Origin of the sequence: Clavibacter michiganensis (genome assembly GCF_016907085.1) — a bacterium.
Taxonomy (GTDB): Bacteria; Actinomycetota; Actinomycetes; order Actinomycetales; family Microbacteriaceae; genus Clavibacter; species Clavibacter michiganensis_O.
The window spans coordinates 2,142,673-2,158,560 of record NZ_JAFBBJ010000001.1 but is presented as its reverse complement, the minus strand read 5'-3'; the positions used below and the strand labels follow the sequence as shown (position 1 = coordinate 2,158,560).

Here is a 15,888-nt window from a genome sequence, read left to right as displayed (position 1 = left end):
ATGGGAGGTCCACCCGTGGACGACACCGCGACCGCTGCGACCGCCACCGCCCCGCGCCTCCGCGCCGAGGGCGTCACGCTCTCCTACGACCGGCGGGTGATCTCCGAGCACCTCGACGTCTCCGTGCCCGACCGCTCGTTCACAGTGATCGTCGGCCCGAACGCGTGCGGGAAGTCGACCCTGCTCCGCGCGCTCTCGCGCCTCCTCGCACCCACCGCGGGCGGCGTGCTCCTCGACGACCGGCCGATCGGCTCCTACCGCGCCAAGGAGGTCGCGCGCATCGTCGGCCTCCTGCCGCAGAGCGCGATCGCGCCCGACGGGATCACGGTGGCCGACCTCGTGGCGCGCGGACGCTTCCCGCACCAGAACCTCATCCGCCAGTGGACCCCGACCGACGAGGCCGCCGTGCAGCAGGCGATGGCCGCCACCGGCGTCGCCGACCTCGCCGCCCGCCACGTCGATGAGCTCTCCGGCGGCCAGCGGCAGCGCGTGTGGGTCGCGATGGCGCTCGCGCAGCAGACGCCCGTGCTGCTGCTCGACGAGCCGACGACGTTCCTCGACATCGCCCACCAGATCGAGCTGCTCGACCTCCTGGCCGACCTGCACCGCGACGGCAGCACCATCGTCGCCGTGCTGCACGACCTCAACCACGCCGCGCGCTACGCCGACCACCTCATCGTGATGAAGGACGGCCGCGTCGTCTCCTCCGGCGCCCCGCGCGACATCGTCACGGCCGAGCTCGTGGAGGAGGTCTTCGGCCTCCCGTGCCTCGTGATCGACGACCCCGTCTCGCACACGCCGCTCATCGTGCCGCGCGGCGGCCGCTGGACCTGAGCCGGACGATCGCGGTGGCGCGGGATCAGGCCGCGTCCGCCTGCGCGATCGACACCATCCAGTCGATGCCGTAGCGGTCCGTGCACATGCCGAACCGCTCGCCCCAGGGCGCGAGCTCGAGCGGCAGCACGATCGTACCGTCGGCCGTGAGCGCCTCCCACCAGCCGTCGAGCACGGCCGCGTCGTCGCCCGAGAGGGAGAGCGTGATGGCGGATCCGCTCGGCACGCCCATCGAGGCCGGGGTGTCCGACGCCATGAGCACGAAGCCCGCGCCCGAGTCCAGCCGGCCGTGCATGATCTTGTCGGCCTCCGCCGGATCCGGGCTCATGCCCTGCTCGCCGAAGGTCGTCATCGCGAGCTCGCCGCCGAACACCCCCTGGTAGAAGCGGAGCGCGTCGGCCGCCTGGTCGCGGAAGGACAGGTACGGGGTCATGATCGCGGACATGGGGGCGCTCCTCGGGTGACGGATCCCCGCGGTCGCACGGACCCTGTTGCGTCCCGATCCTGGCCCTGCCGGTCCGGCGCCGCACCGTGACGCGAGGGGAGGGTGCCCGGAGCGGCTACCGCCCCTGGATCCGCACGCCCGACGTCTCGTCCACGCTCACGCGCCAGCTCACGCTGAACGGCACGTCCTCGTCGAGGTCCTTCACGCTGCCGTCGTAGAGGGAGCGGACGGGGACCTTGATGTGCGCGGTGCCGACGGTCGACGGCACGACCCAGTCGAGGTCGGCGGGGTCGCCGCTCGCCGGCTGCAGCGTGATCTGCGGCATCGCCGTCATGCTCCACACCGGCGGCGCGGTGATCCGGTCGCGGATCGTCTTCCCGAACGGGCAGCCCGACGGGTACAGCACGGCCTGCGTCGTGCACTCCGTGAGGTACGCCTCGACCTCGGACTGCACGGAGGCCACGAGGTCGTCGGTCGGCTCGGCGTCGAGGCGCGCCGGGACGACGCTCCCCGGATCGGTGACGGCGACCTCGGCGTCCTCCGCCTGGAGGTACTGGGACGCGTGGTCGAGCGCGAGCGACGCGGGCGCGAGCACGAGGTACGTGGATCCGGCGCCGGCCGTCGTCTCGCCGCCCGCCGCCGCGGAGACGGCCAGCCCGTTGGCCGTGAACGTCGACGCGTGCCGGAGCTCGAGGTCGATCGCGGCGACCGGGCTCGTCGCGAACTCCCACCGGGCGAAGAGGCCGAGGGCCGCGGGGGTCTCGCGCACGCGGAACTCGGTGGATCCGGGCCCCGACGGCAGCGTGTACGAGTACGTGACCGCGCGCTCGCCGCCGCCCGCGGGCTCGTCGGACACGAGCACGACGTCGGCGAGGCCGGGCAGCGCGTGGGCGTCGAGGAGGGCGTGGCTGCCGTCCTCCGGCAGCGTGACGCCGGGGGTCGCGAGCGCGTCGCGGCTGTCCTCGCGGGCGAGCGCGTCGAGGTAGGAGCGCACGAAGCCGTGGGCGCTGAAGGTGCCCTGGTTGAGCGCGGCGACGGTGCCGAGGAACGCCCCGACGAGGAGCGCCGCGAGGAGGGACCAGACGACGACGGCCCGACGCAGCTCGCCGCGCGCGTCGACGGCGGGGCTCGGCATGCGGATCATCCTACGGGCGGGGGATCCGCGCCTCCCCGCGGTGGGCCGGGGTAGATTCGAGTGCGCATCCGCGCCGCGCCGCCGCCCTCGATGCGCGCCGCATCCACCCTCGAACCACCTGGAGCCCCGCGTGAGCACGGTCCCCCTCTCCCCGGAGCAGGCCGCGGTCTTCCAGGCCATCGAGGGCACGCGCGACCACATCTTCGTCACGGGTCGCGCCGGCACCGGCAAGTCGACCCTGCTCACGCACCTGTCGTGGAACACCGAGAAGCAGATCGTGATCTGCGCGCCCACGGGCGTCGCGGCGCTGAACGTCGGCGGGCAGACCATCCACTCGCTGTTCAAGCTGCCCATCGGGGTCATCGCGGACGAGGAGATCGAGCAGACCGGCGAGCTGCGGAAGCTCCTCAACACCATCGACACGCTCGTCATCGACGAGGTCTCCATGGTCAACGCGGATCTCGTCGACGCCATCGACCGCAGCCTCCGCCAGGCGCGCCACAAGAAGGACGTGCCGTTCGGCGGCGTGCAGGTCGTGCTGTTCGGGGATCCGTACCAGCTGGCCCCCGTGCCGGGCGACGGCGACGAGCGCGCCTACTTCGCCGACCGCTACCGCTCCATGTGGTTCTTCGACGCGAAGGTGTGGGAGGAGGCGCAGCTGCGGATCTACGAGCTCACCGAGATCCACCGGCAGCACGAGGAGGCGTTCAAGGAGATGCTCAACGCCGTGCGCCACGGACGCGTCACGGCGGAGATCGCGGGCGTCCTCAACGCGGCGGGCGCCAGGCCGGCACCCACCGACGGCGCCATCACGCTCGCGACGCGCAACGACACCGTGAACCGGATCAACGCGGAGGCCCTCAAGCGCCTGCCCGGCCGCTCGCTCACCGCCACCGCCGACGTCACGGGCGACTTCGGAGGCCGCACCTACCCGGCCGACGAGAAGCTCGACCTCAAGATCGGCGCGCAGGTGATGTTCCTCCGCAACGACGTCGACCAGCGCTGGGTGAACGGATCCGTCGGCGTCGTCACGCGCATCGACACGAACGTGTACGTGGAGCTCGACGGCGTCGTGCACGAGGTCGAGCCGGTCACGTGGGAGAAGCACAAGTACTCGTACTCGCCCACCACGAAGCAGCTCCGCCGCGACGTCGTGGCGGACTTCACGCAGTTCCCGCTGCGGCTCGCGTGGGCGGTCACGATCCACAAGTCGCAGGGCAAGACGTACGACCGGGCCATCGTCGACCTCGGCGCGCGCGCGTTCAGCCCGGGTCAGACGTACGTGGCGCTCAGCCGGATCACCGACATCGACGGCCTGTTCCTCACGCGGCCGCTGCGCCCGGGCGACATCATCGTCGACGAGAACGTGCGGCGCTTCATGAGCGAGGCCACCCGGATCCGCGTCACGCCGGCGGTCGCGCCCGCGAGCTGACCCCGGGATCCGCGTCCGGCGGGCCGGCCGACCGGCTCAATGGCCGGAGTGCTCGCTCTGGATGCCGTCGAGGTCGATCGTGCTGTGCTGCCCGTGGGGCACGGCGAACTCGCCGGCGCGCGTGAGCGAGAGGGCCGGCGTGACGAGGCCGGCGACGACGAAGGCGCCGATGAGCACGCCCACGAGGTAGCGGCCGCCCGTGCGCTCGGGCTCGGCGGCGGATGCGGTGCCGGAGGTCGTCGTGGCCGGCGGCTCGGGGGCGACGGCGGACGCGGATGCGGCGGACGGGAGCGGCGCGCCGGATCCCACGAGCGCGGCGTCGGCCGGGAACGTGGCCTCGACGGCCGTGCACACGGCCTGGGCCTCGGACTCGGCGCGGGAGCGCAGGTGGCGGCCGACGACCGCGGCGACCACGAGGTCGAGCAGGGTCGCGGCGAGCATGGGGATCGCGGGCAGATCGCTCGTGATGCCCGGGGCGGACATGACGACCGCGGCCGTCACGAGGAGCGCCCAGCCGGCGACCGGGACGAGCGCGCCGAGGGCGGCCCAGCCCGGGAGCGGCAGGCGGTCGGAGCGGAGGACCGCGATGGCCCACGCGCCCTCGGCGAGGCCGATGAGGAGGAGGGCCACCATGGCCGCGGGCGGGGATCCCGCGCCGACGGCCAGGTGGATGAGCGCGGCGCCCAGGGCGGCGAGGGCCAGCCAGTGGCGGATGAGCAGTGACACGTGCTGGTCCTTTCGTCGTCCCGGGCGCCGCGGGTGGTGCGGTGCTGCGTGCTGTCGTGCTGTCGTGCGGGTGGTGCCGGTGATGCGTTGCGTGACGCGCCCGGTGCAGCGGCGCGGCCGGGTGCTGCCTACGCGGCGCGGGCGGCGCGGTTGCGGACGCCCTTCTCGGCGCCGAGGCCCACGATCAGCAGCACGACGGCGCTGCCGAGGTGCAGGAAGTGGTCCGCGGTGTTGAGCGCGAGGATGTTGAAGTCGGTGTTCACGAGGAAGAAGCCGACGATGCCGAGGGCGAGGTACGCGAATCCGATGGTGGAGTTCACGGCCTTGGCCGACGCGACGCTGGAGAGGCCGCCGATGAGGAGGGCCGCGCCGATGAGGAGGTGCGCCACGTTGTGGAACGGGTTCACCATGAAGATCCCGAGCAGCAGACCGCCGTCGGAGGAGAAGAAGCCACCGCTCTGCGGCGGGAACAGGAAGCCGAGAAGGCCGACGAGGACGTAGACGGCGCCGAAGACGGTGCCGAGCAGGCGGTTCGGGGATGAGCTCATGATGGTGCCTCCACTGGTAGGGAAGAGCCGGGGATCTCCCAGGCTCCCTACATTCGTACCGCGTAAGCGACCGGATTGGTGCGTATGCGGCACTGATCGGTCACTGGTCTCGCAGGTGCTCGACGAGGAACGCCTCAGTACGGCGGTAGGCGAGGGCCGCGGCGTCGGGATCGAAGCGGTCGCGGAGGCTCGCGTTGGGGAACACGGGGGTCGTGCCGGGATAGGTGTGCGCGGTGACCGGCGTGCCGTGCTCGCGGAGTCGGCCGATGAACGCCTCGGGCCGCTGGTCGTCGATCCACTCGTCGTGCTCGGCGAGGTGGAGGAGCACCGCGCACGGGATGACGCCGTGCTCCTGGGGGCCGAGGCTCGCGCAGTGGGCGACGACCGCGTCGGCACCGCCGTCCTGCGCCTCGAGCAGCGCGAGCCAGCCGCCGGGCGCGAAGCCGACGAGGCCGACGCGCCGGGATCCGCGGGCGCGCGCCGAGTCGATGCCGTCGCGGATCGTGCCGAGGGCGTATCCCACGTCGAGTCCGGCGGCGAGCCCCTCCGCGAGGCCGTCATCGAGGGTCGCGCGGCCGTCGTAGAGGTCGGGCACGAGCACGTGGAAGCCCGTGCGGGCGAGCGCGAGGGCGTACTGGTCGAGCCAGGGGAGGCGGCCGTGGTCGTCGTGGACGAGCACGACCACGGGGCTGCCGGGTGCGCCGAACTCGAGGGTGACGCCGGGGTGCGGCAGGTCGACGATCTCGGGCATGGGGAGAACCTATCGTCGGCCCCTCCGACGCCGCGCCGTGGAGGAGGATCGTCGCATGGGATACCGCAACCGCATCGCCGCCGCCACGACCGCCCTCGTCATCGCCGCCGCGCTCGCCGGCTGCTCGACGCCCCCGCGCACGCCCGAGGATGCCGCCAGCCCCAGCGCCGACGCGGCCGCGCCCTCCGAGACGGAGTCGCAGGGCTGGAACCGCGCCGACCTCTCCTTCGCCGAGGAGATGGGCGACCACGCCGCCGGATCCGTCGAGCTCGCCGTGGCCGCGCTGCAGGTGCGCGACCTGCCGCCGGGTGCGCAGGAGTTGGCCGCGCAGATCCGCGACGAGCAGGGCCCGCAGGCCAGGACGCTCGCGCAGCTCGCCGAGGAGTGGTCGGGCGAGGAGGGCGGATCCGGCGCCACCGGCACCGAGGACCACGACGAGGCGGGCGGGGTCTCGGCCAGCAGCGGATCCGAGGACGGCAGCGCCGGCGGCACCGCGAGCGGCGCCGCGTCCGAGGCCGACATCGAGGCCATGAGCGACACCGCGTTCGACTCCGAGCTGCAGGTGCTCAAGGCGTCGAGCGGCACGGACGCGGGCCGGCTCTTCCTTCAGGGGATGATCGCCCGGCACCAGGCCGCGATCGCGCTGGCCGACGGGGAGGCGCAGCTCGGCACCTCGACGGAGGCGCTCGAGCTGGCGGGCGCCATGTCGGCGTCGCAGGGCGACCAGCTCACCAAGATGCGCGCGCTGCTGGCGTCGTACGGGGGCTGATCCCCGCTGCACGAGCGAGGGCCCGGTGCGGATCGCGTCGGGCCCTCGTGTCGTGCGCGTGGTGCGTTCCGGTGCGCCGGTCCGGCGTCAGGCGGCCGGGCGGAGGAACGCGGCGGCCGCGGCGGCGAGGTGTCCCGGGTCGTCGGCGCCGCACAGCTCGCGGGCCGAGTGCATCGAGAGCAGCGGGATCCCGACGTCGACCGTGCGGATCCCGAGCCGCGTGGCCGTGATGGGCCCGATGGTCGAGCCGCACGGCACCGCGTTGCTGGAGACGAACTCCTGATACGGGACGCCGGCGCGCTCGCAGGCCAGCGCCCACTCGCGCGCACCCACGCCGTCGGTCGCGTAGCGCTGGTTCGCGTTGATCTTCAGCAGCGGGCCGCCGTTCGGCACCGGCCGGTTCGCCGGGTCGTGGCGGTCCGGGTAGTTGGGGTGCACGGCGTGGCCGGCGTCGGCGGAGAGGCACCAGGAGGAGGCGAACGCGCGGCGGCGCTCCTCGGACGTGGCGTCGAGGCCGCCGGAGATGCGACCGAGCACGTCCTCGAGGATGGGGCCGGCGGCGCCCGACGGGGTCGCGGATCCGACCTCCTCGTGGTCGAAGGCGGCGAGCACGGCGATGGGCGCGTCCGGGTCGTCGTCCGCGGTGGCGGCGAGCTCGAGCAGGGCGGCGAGGCCCGCGTGCACGGAGCTGAGGTTGTCCATGCGGCCGGCGGCGAAGAGCTCGCCCGCGAGGCCGAGGGATCCGGGCGCCTGCGTGTCGGCGACGCCCACGTCGTAGCCGAGCACGTCGTCGGCGGCGACGCCCGCCAGACCCGCGAGGTGGCCGAGCACGTCGGCGTCGGCGGGGGAGCCCGTGCCGAGGATCGGGGACATGTGCCGCTGCGGATCCAGCCGGAGCCCCTCGGTGTTGACGCCGCGGTCGAGGTGCACGGCGAGCTGCGGGAAGCGCAGGAGCGGGCCGGTGCGGACGAGGTGGCGGGATCCGTCGCGCATCACGAGGCGGCCGGCCAGCTCGAGGTCGCGGTCGAGCCAGGAGTTGATGAGCGGGCCGCCGTAGACCTCGACGCCGGCCTGGAGCCAGCCGTCGGATCCGATGGTGGGCTTCGGCTTGAGCTTGAAGCCGGGGGAGTCGGTGTGGGCGCCGAGCACGCGGAAGGGCGTGGTGGCGTGCGCGCCGGCGGGATGGATCCACGCGAGGAGCGCGCCGTCCCGGACGATGAACCGTCGACCCGCGCCGGTCGGCCACGCGTTGCGCTCGTCGAGGCGCGCGAAGCCCGCGGCCTCGAGACGGCGGGCGCCCTCCTCCGCGGCGTGGAACGACGAGGGGGAGGCCTGGATGAAGCGGCCGAGGTCCGCGAGGTGCGCGCGACGGTCCGCGGGCATCAGTAGCCGCTCGATCCGAGCGCGCCGTTCTCGGGCGTCTGCACGGGCCCGGCGAGCACGACCGCGCTGCCCGAGACGCCGAGGCGGGTGGCCCCGGCCTCGATCATCTGCACGGCGGTCTCGTAGGTGCGGATCCCGCCGGACGCCTTGACGCCCGCCTTGCCGTCGACCGTGCGGCTCATCAGCTCGACCGCGTGGACGGTGGCGCCGCCGGTGGGGTGGAAGCCCGTGGAGGTCTTGACGAAGTCGGCCCCCGCGGCGACGGCCGCCTGGCAGACGGCCACGATCTGGTCGTCGTCGAGCGCGGCGGACTCGATGATCACCTTGAGCACGGCCGGCGCGGGCACGGCCTCGCGCACGGCGCGGATGTCGGCCTCGACGTCGGCGAAGCGGCCCTCGCGGGCGGCGCCCACGTCGATGACCATGTCGACCTCGTCGGCGCCCTGGCGGATCGAGAGCGCGGCCTCGGCGGCCTTGACCTCGCTGTGGTGCTTGCCGCTCGGGAAGCCGCAGACGACCGCGATCTTGAGGTCGGATCCCGCGGGCAGCTCGAGCGGGAGCATCGAGGGCGAGACGCACACCGAGTAGGTGCCGAGCTCCACGGCCTCGGCGACGAGCGCGGCGACGTCGTCGCGCGTGGCCTCGGGCTTCAGGAGCGTGTGGTCGATGATGCGGGCGATCGCGGCCGTGTCGGTCGCGGGCGTGGACGGGCTGGTGCTCATGCGGGGATCCTCACGTGGACGCTGGGCCTCGATCCTACGGCGGGGGCTGGTCGGCCCGGCCGGACGGGGGTCGGCCGAGGCGCGAGCGCACCGGTAGCGTCCACGGTGTGATGACCGACGGCACGACCACCGCGCTCCTGTACGTGGCCCTCGCGGCCCTCGCCGTCGGGATGGTGCTGCAGGTGATCGGCGCGATCAAGGGGGCCCGCGAGCACGGTTGGGGCCGGGCGAAGCTTTTCGCCCAGCCCGTCCTGCCGTGGACGCTCGCGTCCTTCGGTGCGCTCGCGGTCAGCGTCCTCTGCTGCCTGCCGATCGTGTGGAGCTAGGGGAGCGCGACGGCCCCGCGGCTCAGGAGTAGTCGGCTCCCGGGATGCCGGCGGGACGGTAGACGTAGCCGTCGGCGTCGGAGTCGAGCTCCCACACGACCTCCTCCTCCTTCAGCGAGGTGGCGCGGACGAAGCTCTTCACGGGCTCGCCGTTGAGGAACTCGACCTCGGTCTCCTCCGTGCCGTCGGGGCCGACCAGCTGTGCGGTGTACGTGGAATCAGTCATGTCCCGACCCTACGACCGTCGGCGCGCGGCGACCGGGCCGGCCGGATCCGCACGGCCCCTGCGCAGGCGGGCCGCGACGCCCTCCCCAGGGCCGGCCCATTACCACATGCCGATCCGCCTTCCGGACGAAGCGATCCCGAGCGGCAACGCTGGCATAGTGGGTGGGCACGGCCGAAGCTCAGCGCCGCTCTCTGGCCCCCTCTCCGTCGGCGCGGGGCCCGAGAGCTCATGAGGGGGACACGGGATCGATCATGGGCACGTTCAAGTACGACTCGACGCTGACGGCGGAGTTCGACGACCGCCTGCTCGCGCACCTGCAGCTCGTCATCGGCGCGAAGCTGCGCCGCGGGGAGAACTTCTACTTCTCCTGGCGCGACGACGTGGAGGTGGGCGACGGGCGCACGACCATATGGATGCACAACTCGCTGCCGCTGGTGTTCAAGTACCACGGCAGCCGCGTGCCGCCCATCAACCGCAAGTGGGTGGATGCGCTCATGACCACGGCGAACAGCCCCGGCGGCCTGCTGATCATGCGGGAGCCCCCCGAGGACGAGCCGCGCGACGACGCGCGCTGACCCCCACCGCTTCCGCATCACCCCGTCCCTGGGTGCACCGTCGCCCCTAGGTGCGGACGCTCGCGCGTGTCAACCCCCGCCGGCCCATTGGGGTGGCGTCCGCGCGGCTGGCATCGTGGGGCACGGGTCACGCGGGGGCGTCACCTCGAGGGGGGACGCGATGCAGGACACAGGGACCGACGACACGGGTGACCTCGTCCAGTCCTCCGCGAGCGAGTCCCTCCCCGCGCGCCGCGCGGGTCCCGGCCGCAGCCCCACCGAGCAGGCGCGCTTCGTGGCCGGCTACTTCGGCTGGTCCATCACGGGCGACGCGATCCACGGCGCCGACGACGCCGTCGCCGCCTACATCGAGGACCTCGCGGTCGCGCTCGCCGAGCTCGGCTGGATCTCCGCCGCCGGCATCCACTGGGACCGCCTGCCCTACGCCGAGCACGAGGCAGCCGAGGCGCTCCGCGAGGCGCAGCGCGCCCACGGCTGGGACGTCTGAGCCCCGCCGTTCCCGCGGGTCCGCCGGGAGTCATGGTCGGGGGCTGGCGCATTTCCCCGCCCGAGGAGCACACTGTCCGCACGAGGCCGCCGCGGGCTCGGGCGCTTGAGGATTGTCGAGAGTCCTCCTATGCAGTCCGGACCGTCGTCACCGGCCCTCCAGATCCGCCCCGGTCCGGTCGTGTCGTGGACGACCGACTCCCCGGGGCGGATCGTCTGAGCCGCCGCCCGCCGCGCCATCCGCCTCCGGTCCGCCGCGCCCGGGCGTCCGCGCTCCCTGGGTGACTTCTGGCCTTCGCTTGGCGGACAGGCCGGCAGGGCGTTGTCTGGAGGAGCGCGTGTCCCACGAGGATCCGCGCCCGAGAGCAGAAGGAGCACCATGAAGGCACTCACCTGGCAGGGCATCCACGACGTCGAGGTCAAGGAGGTCGCCGACCCCGTGATCGAGCAGGACACCGACGCCGTGATCCGCATCACGTCGACCGCGATCTGCGGATCCGACCTCCACCTCTACGAGGTCTTCGGACCGTTCCTCGAGAAGGACGACGTGCTCGGGCACGAGAACATGGGCGTCGTCGAGCAGGTCGGCAGCGCCGTCACGAAGCTCAAGGTCGGCGACCGCGTCGTCGTCCCGTTCGTCATCGCCTGCCACGACTGCTTCATGTGCGACAAGGGCCTGTTCACGCAGTGCGAGACCACGCAGGTGAAGGCGCAGGGCAGCGGCGCCGCGCTCTACGGCTTCAGCGAGATGTACGGATCCATCCCCGGCGGCCAGGCCGAGCGCCTCCGCATGCCGCTCGCCGACGTGAACGCCATCGTCGTGAACTCCGAGCTGCCGGACGAGCGCTACCTCTTCCTCAGCGACATCCTCCCCACCGCCTGGCAGGGCGTGCAGTACGCGAACGTGCCCGAGGGCGGGACGCTCGGCGTGATGGGCCTCGGCCCCGTCGGCCAGTTCGCGGCCCGCATCGGCAAGCACCTCGGCTACCGCGTCATCGCGGTGGATCCCGTCCCCGAGCGCCGCGCCATGGCCGAGCGCCACGGCGTCGAGACCCTCGACCTCACCGACGACGTGGCCGACAAGCTGCGCGAGATGGTCGACGGCCGCGGGCCCGACGCCATGGTCGAGGCCGTCGGCATGGAGGCGCACGGCAGCCCCGCCGCCTCGTTCGCGCAGAAGGCCGCGGGCCTGCTGCCCGACGGCATCGCGAAGAAGGTCATGGACGTCGCGAGCGTCGACCGCCTCGCCGCGCTGCACACGGCGTTCGACGCGGTCCGCCGCGGCGGCACCGTCTCCATCTCGGGCGTCTACGGCGGCGAGGCCGACCCGCTGCCCATGAAGTCGCTCTTCGACAAGCAGATCGCGATCCGCATGGGCCAGTGCAACGTCCAGTACTGGATCGAGGACCTGCTGCCCCTCGTCGAGGACCCGTCCGACCCGCTGGGCGTCCTGGACCTCGTCACGCACTCCGTGCCGCTCAGCGAGGCCGCGCACATGTACGAGATCTTCCAGAAGAAGGAGGACGGCTGCATCAAGGTGGTGCTGAAGCCGTAGCCTCTCCGCACGCACGACGACGGCCGCGTCCCCGAGGGGGCGCGGCCGTCGTCGTGCTCGGGGCTCTCGGCCCGGGTCGGCGGGTGGGCTCAGGCGGCGGTCGCCGAGGAGCGCACGGCGTCGAGCACCTGGCTGAGCTTCTCCACGACCTCGGCGTCGTCCGCCGGGTGGCGCTCGGCGAACCGCACGACCGACTCGGGGACGGCCATCTTCACGTCCTCGAGCACGTGCGCGCCGGCGATGCCGAGCGACTTGCGGGCCTCGTCCTGCGCCCAGACGCCGCCGTACTGGCCGAAGGCGCTGCCGATCACCGCGGTCGGCTTCCCCGCGAGGGCGGATGCGCCGAACGGACGCGACGCCCAGTCGATGGCGTTCTTGAGCACCGCGGGCATCGTGCCGTTGTACTCGGGCGTGATCACGAGGAGCGCGTCCGCGGCGGCGATCGCGTCGCGGAAGCGGACGGCATCGGCGGGCACGGATCCCTCGACGTCGATGTCCTCGTTGTAGAAGGGGAGCCGGTCGAGGCCGGCGTGGATCTCGAGGGTCACGCCCTCGGGGGCGTGGCGCACCGCCGCCTCGGCGATCTGCTGGTTGGTGGAGCCGGCGCGCAGGCTGCCGACGAGCACGAGGACGTGCGTCATGGTGTTCTCCTTCGGGGTCGTTCCGGTCGGATCGTCTCCGTCGACGTGCCGCAGGGGGAGGCGCGTGCCTCCCCATCGACCCTAACGACCGTCTTCTGACGGCTCCCCGGACGGACGACTCCGGGCGCCTCCCGGCCGGCCGTCCGTCAGCGCGCGCCGATGTCCGCGAGGATCCCGTCCATCAGCTCGGCGAGGGCGACGGACTCCGCGTGCGGCATCTCCGCGCACTCGACGGCGCCCGCGCGGATCGCGTCGCGGGCCGCCCGGAACATGGGCACGTAGCCGCGGCCCTCGATCGCGTGCTCCTGCCGCTCGGGATCCCCGTCGGCGGGCACGACCGTGAGCGCGCGGGAGGCGAGGAAGAGCGGATCCACCTCGATGCGGCCGGCCGTGCCGCTGACGGTCGCGCCGGTGGGGAGCGCCGCGACGAGCGAGCAGGCGAGGGTTGCGTGGCGGCCGTCGGGCCAGCCGAGCAGGATCGCGACCTCGGTGTCGACGCCGCCGTCGATCACGGTGCCGACCGCGGAGACGGACGAGGGCGTGCCGAACAGGCCGTGCGCGAAGGCGAGCGGGTAGACGCCCATGTCGAGCAGCGTGCCGCCGCCGACCTCCGGGTCCCAGAGGCGGCCCGTCCCGTCGGTGACGAAGCCGAAGGCCACGGAGATGGCGCGCGGATCCCCGATGCGGCCGTCCGCGATCGCCTGGCGCACGGCGAGGTAGCCGGGGGAGAAGGCCATCCAGAGCGCCTCGAGGAACAGCAGGCCCTCCGCGCGGGCGAGCTCGACGAGCGCGCGGGTGTCGGCGGCCGTGGTGGTGGCGGGCTTCTCGCCGACCACGTGCTTCCCGGCGCGGAGGGCGGCCTCGGCCTGCGACCGGTGGAGGGTGTGCGGGGTGGCGACGTAGACGGCGTCCACCTCGGGGTCGGCGAGGAGCGCGTCGAGGGTGTCGTGGATCCGCGCGATGCCGTGCGCTTCGGCCAGCGCCGCGGAGCTCGCGCGGGAGCGGGAGTGCACGGCGACGACCTCGATGCCGGGCACGAGCAGCATGTCGGGGACGACGGAGGTCGCGATGCCGGCGGCGCCGATCACGCCGAAGCGGATGGGGCGGGCGTCGTCTCCGTCGGCGGTGCGGGCGGGAGCGGGCGGCATCGTCGTCGACATGGATCGAGCCTAGGCGGGCGGGTGCGCACCCGACCGGGTCAGCAGGCGACCCGGCGGGTCAGCGCCCGCTGAGCAGCGCGAGCATCTCGTCGTGACGGCTGTCGCGCTCGGCGAAGCGGAGGCCGTGCACGTCCTGCACGAGGATCTCCTCGTCCTCCGGGCGCGCCTGGAGGATCCCCATGACCTCGTCGAGGAAGTCCTCGAGCGGCATCGCGTCGCCCGCGTCCTGCTGGCCGGGCATGAGCGCGGTCTGCACCTTGGGCGGCACCAGCTCGACCACCTCGACGGACGTGCCGTCGAGCTGCGCGCGGAGGCTCTGCGTGTACGAGTGCACGGCGGCCTTGGTGGCGGAGTAGGTGGGCGTGGCCGGCAGCGGGACGAACGCGAGGCCGGACGAGACGGTCATGAGCGTGGCCTCGTCGCTCGCGAGGAGGCCGGGCAGGAACGCGTCGACGGTGCGGATCGTGCCGAGCAGGTTCGTCGTGACGATGGCCTCGGCGGTGGCCTGGTGCGCGGGATCGCGGAGGTCCTCGGCCCGCATGATGCCGGCCATCGTGATCACGACGTCGAGGTCCGGGTGGCTCGCGGCGAGCTCGTCGCGCGCGGCCGTGATGGAGGCGGGGTCGGCGACGTCGAGCACGACCGAGGCCATGCCGTCGTGCTGCGCGGTGATCTCGTCGAGCAGCTCGCGGCGGCGGCCCGCGATGACGACGCGGTTGCCCGCGGCGTGGAACCGCTCGGCGAGCCCGCGGCCGATGCCCGAGGTGCTGCCGGTGATGAGGACGGTGCGGCCGGTGATCTTCATGGGTGGGCTCCTGTGCTCCTGCTGCTCGGGACGTGACGCGGGGATCGGGTGCGTCGAGTGTGCTCCCTCGCGGGTGACCGGAACGGGGCACGCGCCGATGGTCGCGGAGCGTCCAGGTGCAGTTCACGCCGCCTTCGGGGAGTCCGCTCGCCGGAGGGTCCCCGACCGCTACCGTCGGCCCATGCATCCACCCCGCGTCCCCTCGTCCTCCACGAGCGCGAGGCCCGGGACCCCCGTGGTGGTGGCCGCGTTCGTGATCCTGCTGCTCGGCACCCTCGCGCTCGTCGCGCAGGGGCTCATCGCCGTCGTCTCCGGTGCCGTCGGCGCGGACGGCGTGCGGTCGTGGGTCGTGTCCGCGGCGGCGTCGGTGCTCCTGGCGGCCCTGATCGGGCTGCCGACGCGGGGCGACGCGATCCGCCGCGCCCTGGGTGTGACGCCGGATGCCACCATCCTGGGCCTCGAGACGCCGGCGCTGGTGGCGGGGCTCGCCGCCCTCCTGGCTGTCGTGTCCGCGATCGTCTCCGCCGTCGTCGGCCTGCCCGTGGCGCACATCGCGGGGGCGCTCGCCGGGACCGTGGGGGTCGGCGCGGCCAGCTGGATCCTCGGCCTGCGTGCCGGCGGCGGCGCCCGGGAGCTCCGCGACGGTCTGCGGGACGGGCAGCCGTTCCCCGCGGACATCCCCTGGGACCGGCGCGCGATCCTCGCGCGCGTCCTCGGGGTCGCCGGGCTGGGCGTGCTCGTCATCGTGGTGGGCGCTGCGGTGCAGTCGACCTCTGCTGCCGGCGGCGACACGGACCTGCCCGTGACCGGCGCGCTGATCAGCGTCGGAGCGGCTGCCGTCGTGGCGGGGGTCGCGAGCATGGTGGTCGTGTTCCCGGCCAGCCGGATCCTGCGGCCGCTCGTCCTCGACCTCGACCGGCCGGATCAGAAGCGGGTCCTCCTCCGGATCCGCGGCACGGGCTCGCCCCTGGAACCCGATCACGAGTGGCGCGCCGCGCGTCTCGCACGTGCGTGCCGCATCGGCGAGCCCTTCAGCTCCGTCGGCATCGTGCTGATCCTCGCGGGCGCTGCCCTTCTCGCGCTGGGCGCATCGCGCGTCGTGCCGCCCGACGCGGTGTTGGCCCTCACCGCCGTCGCCATCGGGCTGGCGTTCGTCGTCGTGGTCGCAGCGGGGTACCTCGGCTCGATCTACGCGCTGCTGATGCGGTACTCCGGCGACGAGGCCGTGATCGCGCTCGCCGCCTCGCGACGGCCAGGTGCCGTGGAGGCCGAGCGCTGGCCGGCACCGACGGGCGATCCGCTCGGCTGACGTCCGGCCCGCGTGACGTGCGCCCTGTCCTGGGGAGGCGGCGATCCGGATCCCGGCCGA

Annotated in this window: 19 protein-coding genes; 8 read left to right on the top strand and 11 right to left on the bottom strand. The window is 73.5% G+C overall.

The features are described 5' to 3' along the window. The gene (locus JOE38_RS10075) at nucleotides 1–834 is read left to right on the top strand and encodes an ABC transporter ATP-binding protein (protein WP_204576163.1); all 834 of its coding nucleotides are present in this window, start codon (nucleotides 1–3) and stop codon (nucleotides 832–834) included. A gap of 25 nt (nucleotides 835–859) precedes the next feature. Here the strand turns inward: JOE38_RS10075 and JOE38_RS10070 are convergent, their stop codons facing one another. Together JOE38_RS10070 and JOE38_RS10065 are read right to left on the bottom strand one after the other, a co-directional pair. Next, nucleotides 860–1,279, bottom strand: a complete 420-nt coding sequence (locus tag JOE38_RS10070) for a VOC family protein (protein WP_086521651.1) — start codon at nucleotides 1,277–1,279, stop codon at nucleotides 860–862. A 115-nt stretch (nucleotides 1,280–1,394) separates the two neighbouring features. Next, nucleotides 1,395–2,414 (bottom strand): hypothetical protein, encoded by a 1,020-nt coding sequence (locus JOE38_RS10065; RefSeq protein WP_204576162.1) that lies wholly within the window; start codon nucleotides 2,412–2,414, stop codon nucleotides 1,395–1,397. Nucleotides 2,415–2,544: 130 nt separating this feature from the next. On the opposite strand from JOE38_RS10065, the gene JOE38_RS10060 reads away from it, so the two are divergent. Beyond that, nucleotides 2,545–3,846: an ATP-dependent DNA helicase gene (locus tag JOE38_RS10060; protein ID WP_204576161.1), complete on the top strand. Its 1,302-nt coding sequence runs from the start codon at nucleotides 2,545–2,547 to the stop codon at nucleotides 3,844–3,846. Between the two features lie 36 nt (nucleotides 3,847–3,882). Here the strand turns inward: JOE38_RS10060 and JOE38_RS10055 are convergent, their stop codons facing one another. The 3 genes from JOE38_RS10055 to JOE38_RS10045 all read right to left on the bottom strand — a co-directional run bounded on the left by JOE38_RS10055 (nucleotide 3,883) and on the right by JOE38_RS10045 (nucleotide 5,871). Further along, complete coding sequence (locus JOE38_RS10055) at nucleotides 3,883–4,572, bottom strand: hypothetical protein (protein ID WP_204576160.1); 690 nt, start codon at nucleotides 4,570–4,572, stop codon at nucleotides 3,883–3,885. A 128-nt stretch (nucleotides 4,573–4,700) separates the two neighbouring features. Beyond that, nucleotides 4,701–5,120 (bottom strand): DUF4383 domain-containing protein, encoded by a 420-nt coding sequence (locus tag JOE38_RS10050; RefSeq protein WP_043583712.1) that lies wholly within the window; start codon nucleotides 5,118–5,120, stop codon nucleotides 4,701–4,703. A 100-nt stretch (nucleotides 5,121–5,220) separates the two neighbouring features. After that, on the bottom strand, nucleotides 5,221–5,871 hold the full coding sequence (locus tag JOE38_RS10045) for a dienelactone hydrolase family protein (protein ID WP_204576159.1): 651 nt from the start codon (nucleotides 5,869–5,871) through the stop codon (nucleotides 5,221–5,223). Between the two features lie 55 nt (nucleotides 5,872–5,926). Here JOE38_RS10045 and JOE38_RS10040 point away from each other — a divergent pair, with 55 nt between their 5' ends. Continuing rightward, nucleotides 5,927–6,640, top strand: a complete 714-nt coding sequence (locus JOE38_RS10040; protein ID WP_204576158.1) for a DUF305 domain-containing protein — start codon at nucleotides 5,927–5,929, stop codon at nucleotides 6,638–6,640. 87 nt (nucleotides 6,641–6,727) lie between these two features. On the opposite strand, the gene JOE38_RS10035 is transcribed toward JOE38_RS10040, so the two are convergent. After that, a complete protein-coding gene (locus JOE38_RS10035; RefSeq protein WP_204576157.1) occupies nucleotides 6,728–8,023 on the bottom strand; it encodes a M18 family aminopeptidase in 1,296 nt (431 codons plus the stop codon). Then, nucleotides 8,023–8,745, bottom strand: coding sequence for a deoxyribose-phosphate aldolase (gene deoC, locus JOE38_RS10030; RefSeq protein WP_204576156.1), 723 nt, complete (start codon nucleotides 8,743–8,745; stop codon nucleotides 8,023–8,025). Before deoC ends, JOE38_RS10035 begins: the two co-directional genes overlap by 1 nt. A gap of 110 nt (nucleotides 8,746–8,855) precedes the next feature. Between deoC and JOE38_RS10025 the strand changes: the two genes are divergently transcribed. Beyond that, on the top strand, nucleotides 8,856–9,071 hold the full coding sequence (locus JOE38_RS10025; RefSeq protein ID WP_239544799.1) for a hypothetical protein: 216 nt from the start codon (nucleotides 8,856–8,858) through the stop codon (nucleotides 9,069–9,071). Nucleotides 9,072–9,093: 22 nt separating this feature from the next. On the opposite strand, the gene JOE38_RS10020 is transcribed toward JOE38_RS10025, so the two are convergent. Next, nucleotides 9,094–9,297, bottom strand: a complete 204-nt coding sequence (locus JOE38_RS10020; RefSeq protein WP_086521659.1) for a hypothetical protein — start codon at nucleotides 9,295–9,297, stop codon at nucleotides 9,094–9,096. Nucleotides 9,298–9,548: 251 nt separating this feature from the next. Here JOE38_RS10020 and JOE38_RS10015 point away from each other — a divergent pair, with 251 nt between their 5' ends. From JOE38_RS10015 to JOE38_RS10005, 3 genes are all read left to right on the top strand, one after another. After that, nucleotides 9,549–9,872 (top strand): DUF7882 family protein, encoded by a 324-nt coding sequence (locus JOE38_RS10015; RefSeq protein WP_012039605.1) that lies wholly within the window; start codon nucleotides 9,549–9,551, stop codon nucleotides 9,870–9,872. Between the two features lie 160 nt (nucleotides 9,873–10,032). After that, a complete protein-coding gene (locus JOE38_RS10010) occupies nucleotides 10,033–10,359 on the top strand; it encodes a hypothetical protein (RefSeq protein WP_204576154.1) in 327 nt (108 codons plus the stop codon). A gap of 378 nt (nucleotides 10,360–10,737) precedes the next feature. Beyond that, on the top strand, nucleotides 10,738–11,913 hold the full coding sequence (locus tag JOE38_RS10005; RefSeq protein WP_204576153.1) for a zinc-dependent alcohol dehydrogenase: 1,176 nt from the start codon (nucleotides 10,738–10,740) through the stop codon (nucleotides 11,911–11,913). Nucleotides 11,914–12,002: 89 nt separating this feature from the next. On the opposite strand, the gene JOE38_RS10000 is transcribed toward JOE38_RS10005, so the two are convergent. From JOE38_RS10000 to JOE38_RS09990, 3 genes are all read right to left on the bottom strand, one after another. Beyond that, nucleotides 12,003–12,554, bottom strand: coding sequence for an NAD(P)H-dependent oxidoreductase (locus JOE38_RS10000; protein WP_204576152.1), 552 nt, complete (start codon nucleotides 12,552–12,554; stop codon nucleotides 12,003–12,005). Between the two features lie 146 nt (nucleotides 12,555–12,700). Continuing rightward, a complete protein-coding gene (locus JOE38_RS09995; RefSeq protein WP_204576151.1) occupies nucleotides 12,701–13,714 on the bottom strand; it encodes a Gfo/Idh/MocA family protein in 1,014 nt (337 codons plus the stop codon). Nucleotides 13,715–13,772: 58 nt separating this feature from the next. After that, nucleotides 13,773–14,519, bottom strand: a complete 747-nt coding sequence (locus tag JOE38_RS09990; protein WP_204576150.1) for an SDR family oxidoreductase — start codon at nucleotides 14,517–14,519, stop codon at nucleotides 13,773–13,775. Between the two features lie 181 nt (nucleotides 14,520–14,700). On the opposite strand from JOE38_RS09990, the gene JOE38_RS09985 reads away from it, so the two are divergent. Continuing rightward, entirely contained in the window at nucleotides 14,701–15,828 is a 1,128-nt protein-coding gene (locus tag JOE38_RS09985) for a hypothetical protein (RefSeq protein ID WP_204576148.1), read from the top strand. The last annotated feature ends 60 nt before the right edge of the window (nucleotides 15,829–15,888 follow it).

What these genes read in the sequence shown, in the direction of transcription:
- JOE38_RS10025 (WP_239544799.1), top strand. Translation starts at nt 8,856, where the DNA reads ATGACCGACGGCACGACCACCGCGCTCCTGTACGTGGCCCTCGCGGCC.
- JOE38_RS10010 (WP_204576154.1), top strand. Translation starts at nt 10,033, where the DNA reads ATGCAGGACACAGGGACCGACGACACGGGTGACCTCGTCCAGTCCTCC.
- JOE38_RS10070 (WP_086521651.1), bottom strand. Translation starts at nt 1,279, where the DNA reads ATGTCCGCGATCATGACCCCGTACCTGTCCTTCCGCGACCAGGCGGCC.
- JOE38_RS10050 (WP_043583712.1), bottom strand. Translation starts at nt 5,120, where the DNA reads ATGAGCTCATCCCCGAACCGCCTGCTCGGCACCGTCTTCGGCGCCGTC.
- JOE38_RS09985 (WP_204576148.1), top strand. Translation starts at nt 14,701, where the DNA reads ATGCATCCACCCCGCGTCCCCTCGTCCTCCACGAGCGCGAGGCCCGGG.
- JOE38_RS10015 (WP_012039605.1), top strand. Translation starts at nt 9,549, where the DNA reads ATGGGCACGTTCAAGTACGACTCGACGCTGACGGCGGAGTTCGACGAC.
- JOE38_RS10045 (WP_204576159.1), bottom strand. Translation starts at nt 5,871, where the DNA reads ATGCCCGAGATCGTCGACCTGCCGCACCCCGGCGTCACCCTCGAGTTC.
- JOE38_RS10005 (WP_204576153.1), top strand. Translation starts at nt 10,738, where the DNA reads ATGAAGGCACTCACCTGGCAGGGCATCCACGACGTCGAGGTCAAGGAG.
- JOE38_RS10035 (WP_204576157.1), bottom strand. Translation starts at nt 8,023, where the DNA reads ATGCCCGCGGACCGTCGCGCGCACCTCGCGGACCTCGGCCGCTTCATC.
- JOE38_RS09995 (WP_204576151.1), bottom strand. Translation starts at nt 13,714, where the DNA reads ATGTCGACGACGATGCCGCCCGCTCCCGCCCGCACCGCCGACGGAGAC.
- JOE38_RS10000 (WP_204576152.1), bottom strand. Translation starts at nt 12,554, where the DNA reads ATGACGCACGTCCTCGTGCTCGTCGGCAGCCTGCGCGCCGGCTCCACC.
- JOE38_RS10065 (WP_204576162.1), bottom strand. Translation starts at nt 2,414, where the DNA reads ATGCCGAGCCCCGCCGTCGACGCGCGCGGCGAGCTGCGTCGGGCCGTC.
- JOE38_RS09990 (WP_204576150.1), bottom strand. Translation starts at nt 14,519, where the DNA reads ATGAAGATCACCGGCCGCACCGTCCTCATCACCGGCAGCACCTCGGGC.
- JOE38_RS10040 (WP_204576158.1), top strand. Translation starts at nt 5,927, where the DNA reads ATGGGATACCGCAACCGCATCGCCGCCGCCACGACCGCCCTCGTCATC.
- JOE38_RS10020 (WP_086521659.1), bottom strand. Translation starts at nt 9,297, where the DNA reads ATGACTGATTCCACGTACACCGCACAGCTGGTCGGCCCCGACGGCACG.
- deoC (WP_204576156.1), bottom strand. Translation starts at nt 8,745, where the DNA reads ATGAGCACCAGCCCGTCCACGCCCGCGACCGACACGGCCGCGATCGCC.
- JOE38_RS10075 (WP_204576163.1), top strand. Translation starts at nt 1, where the DNA reads ATGGGAGGTCCACCCGTGGACGACACCGCGACCGCTGCGACCGCCACC.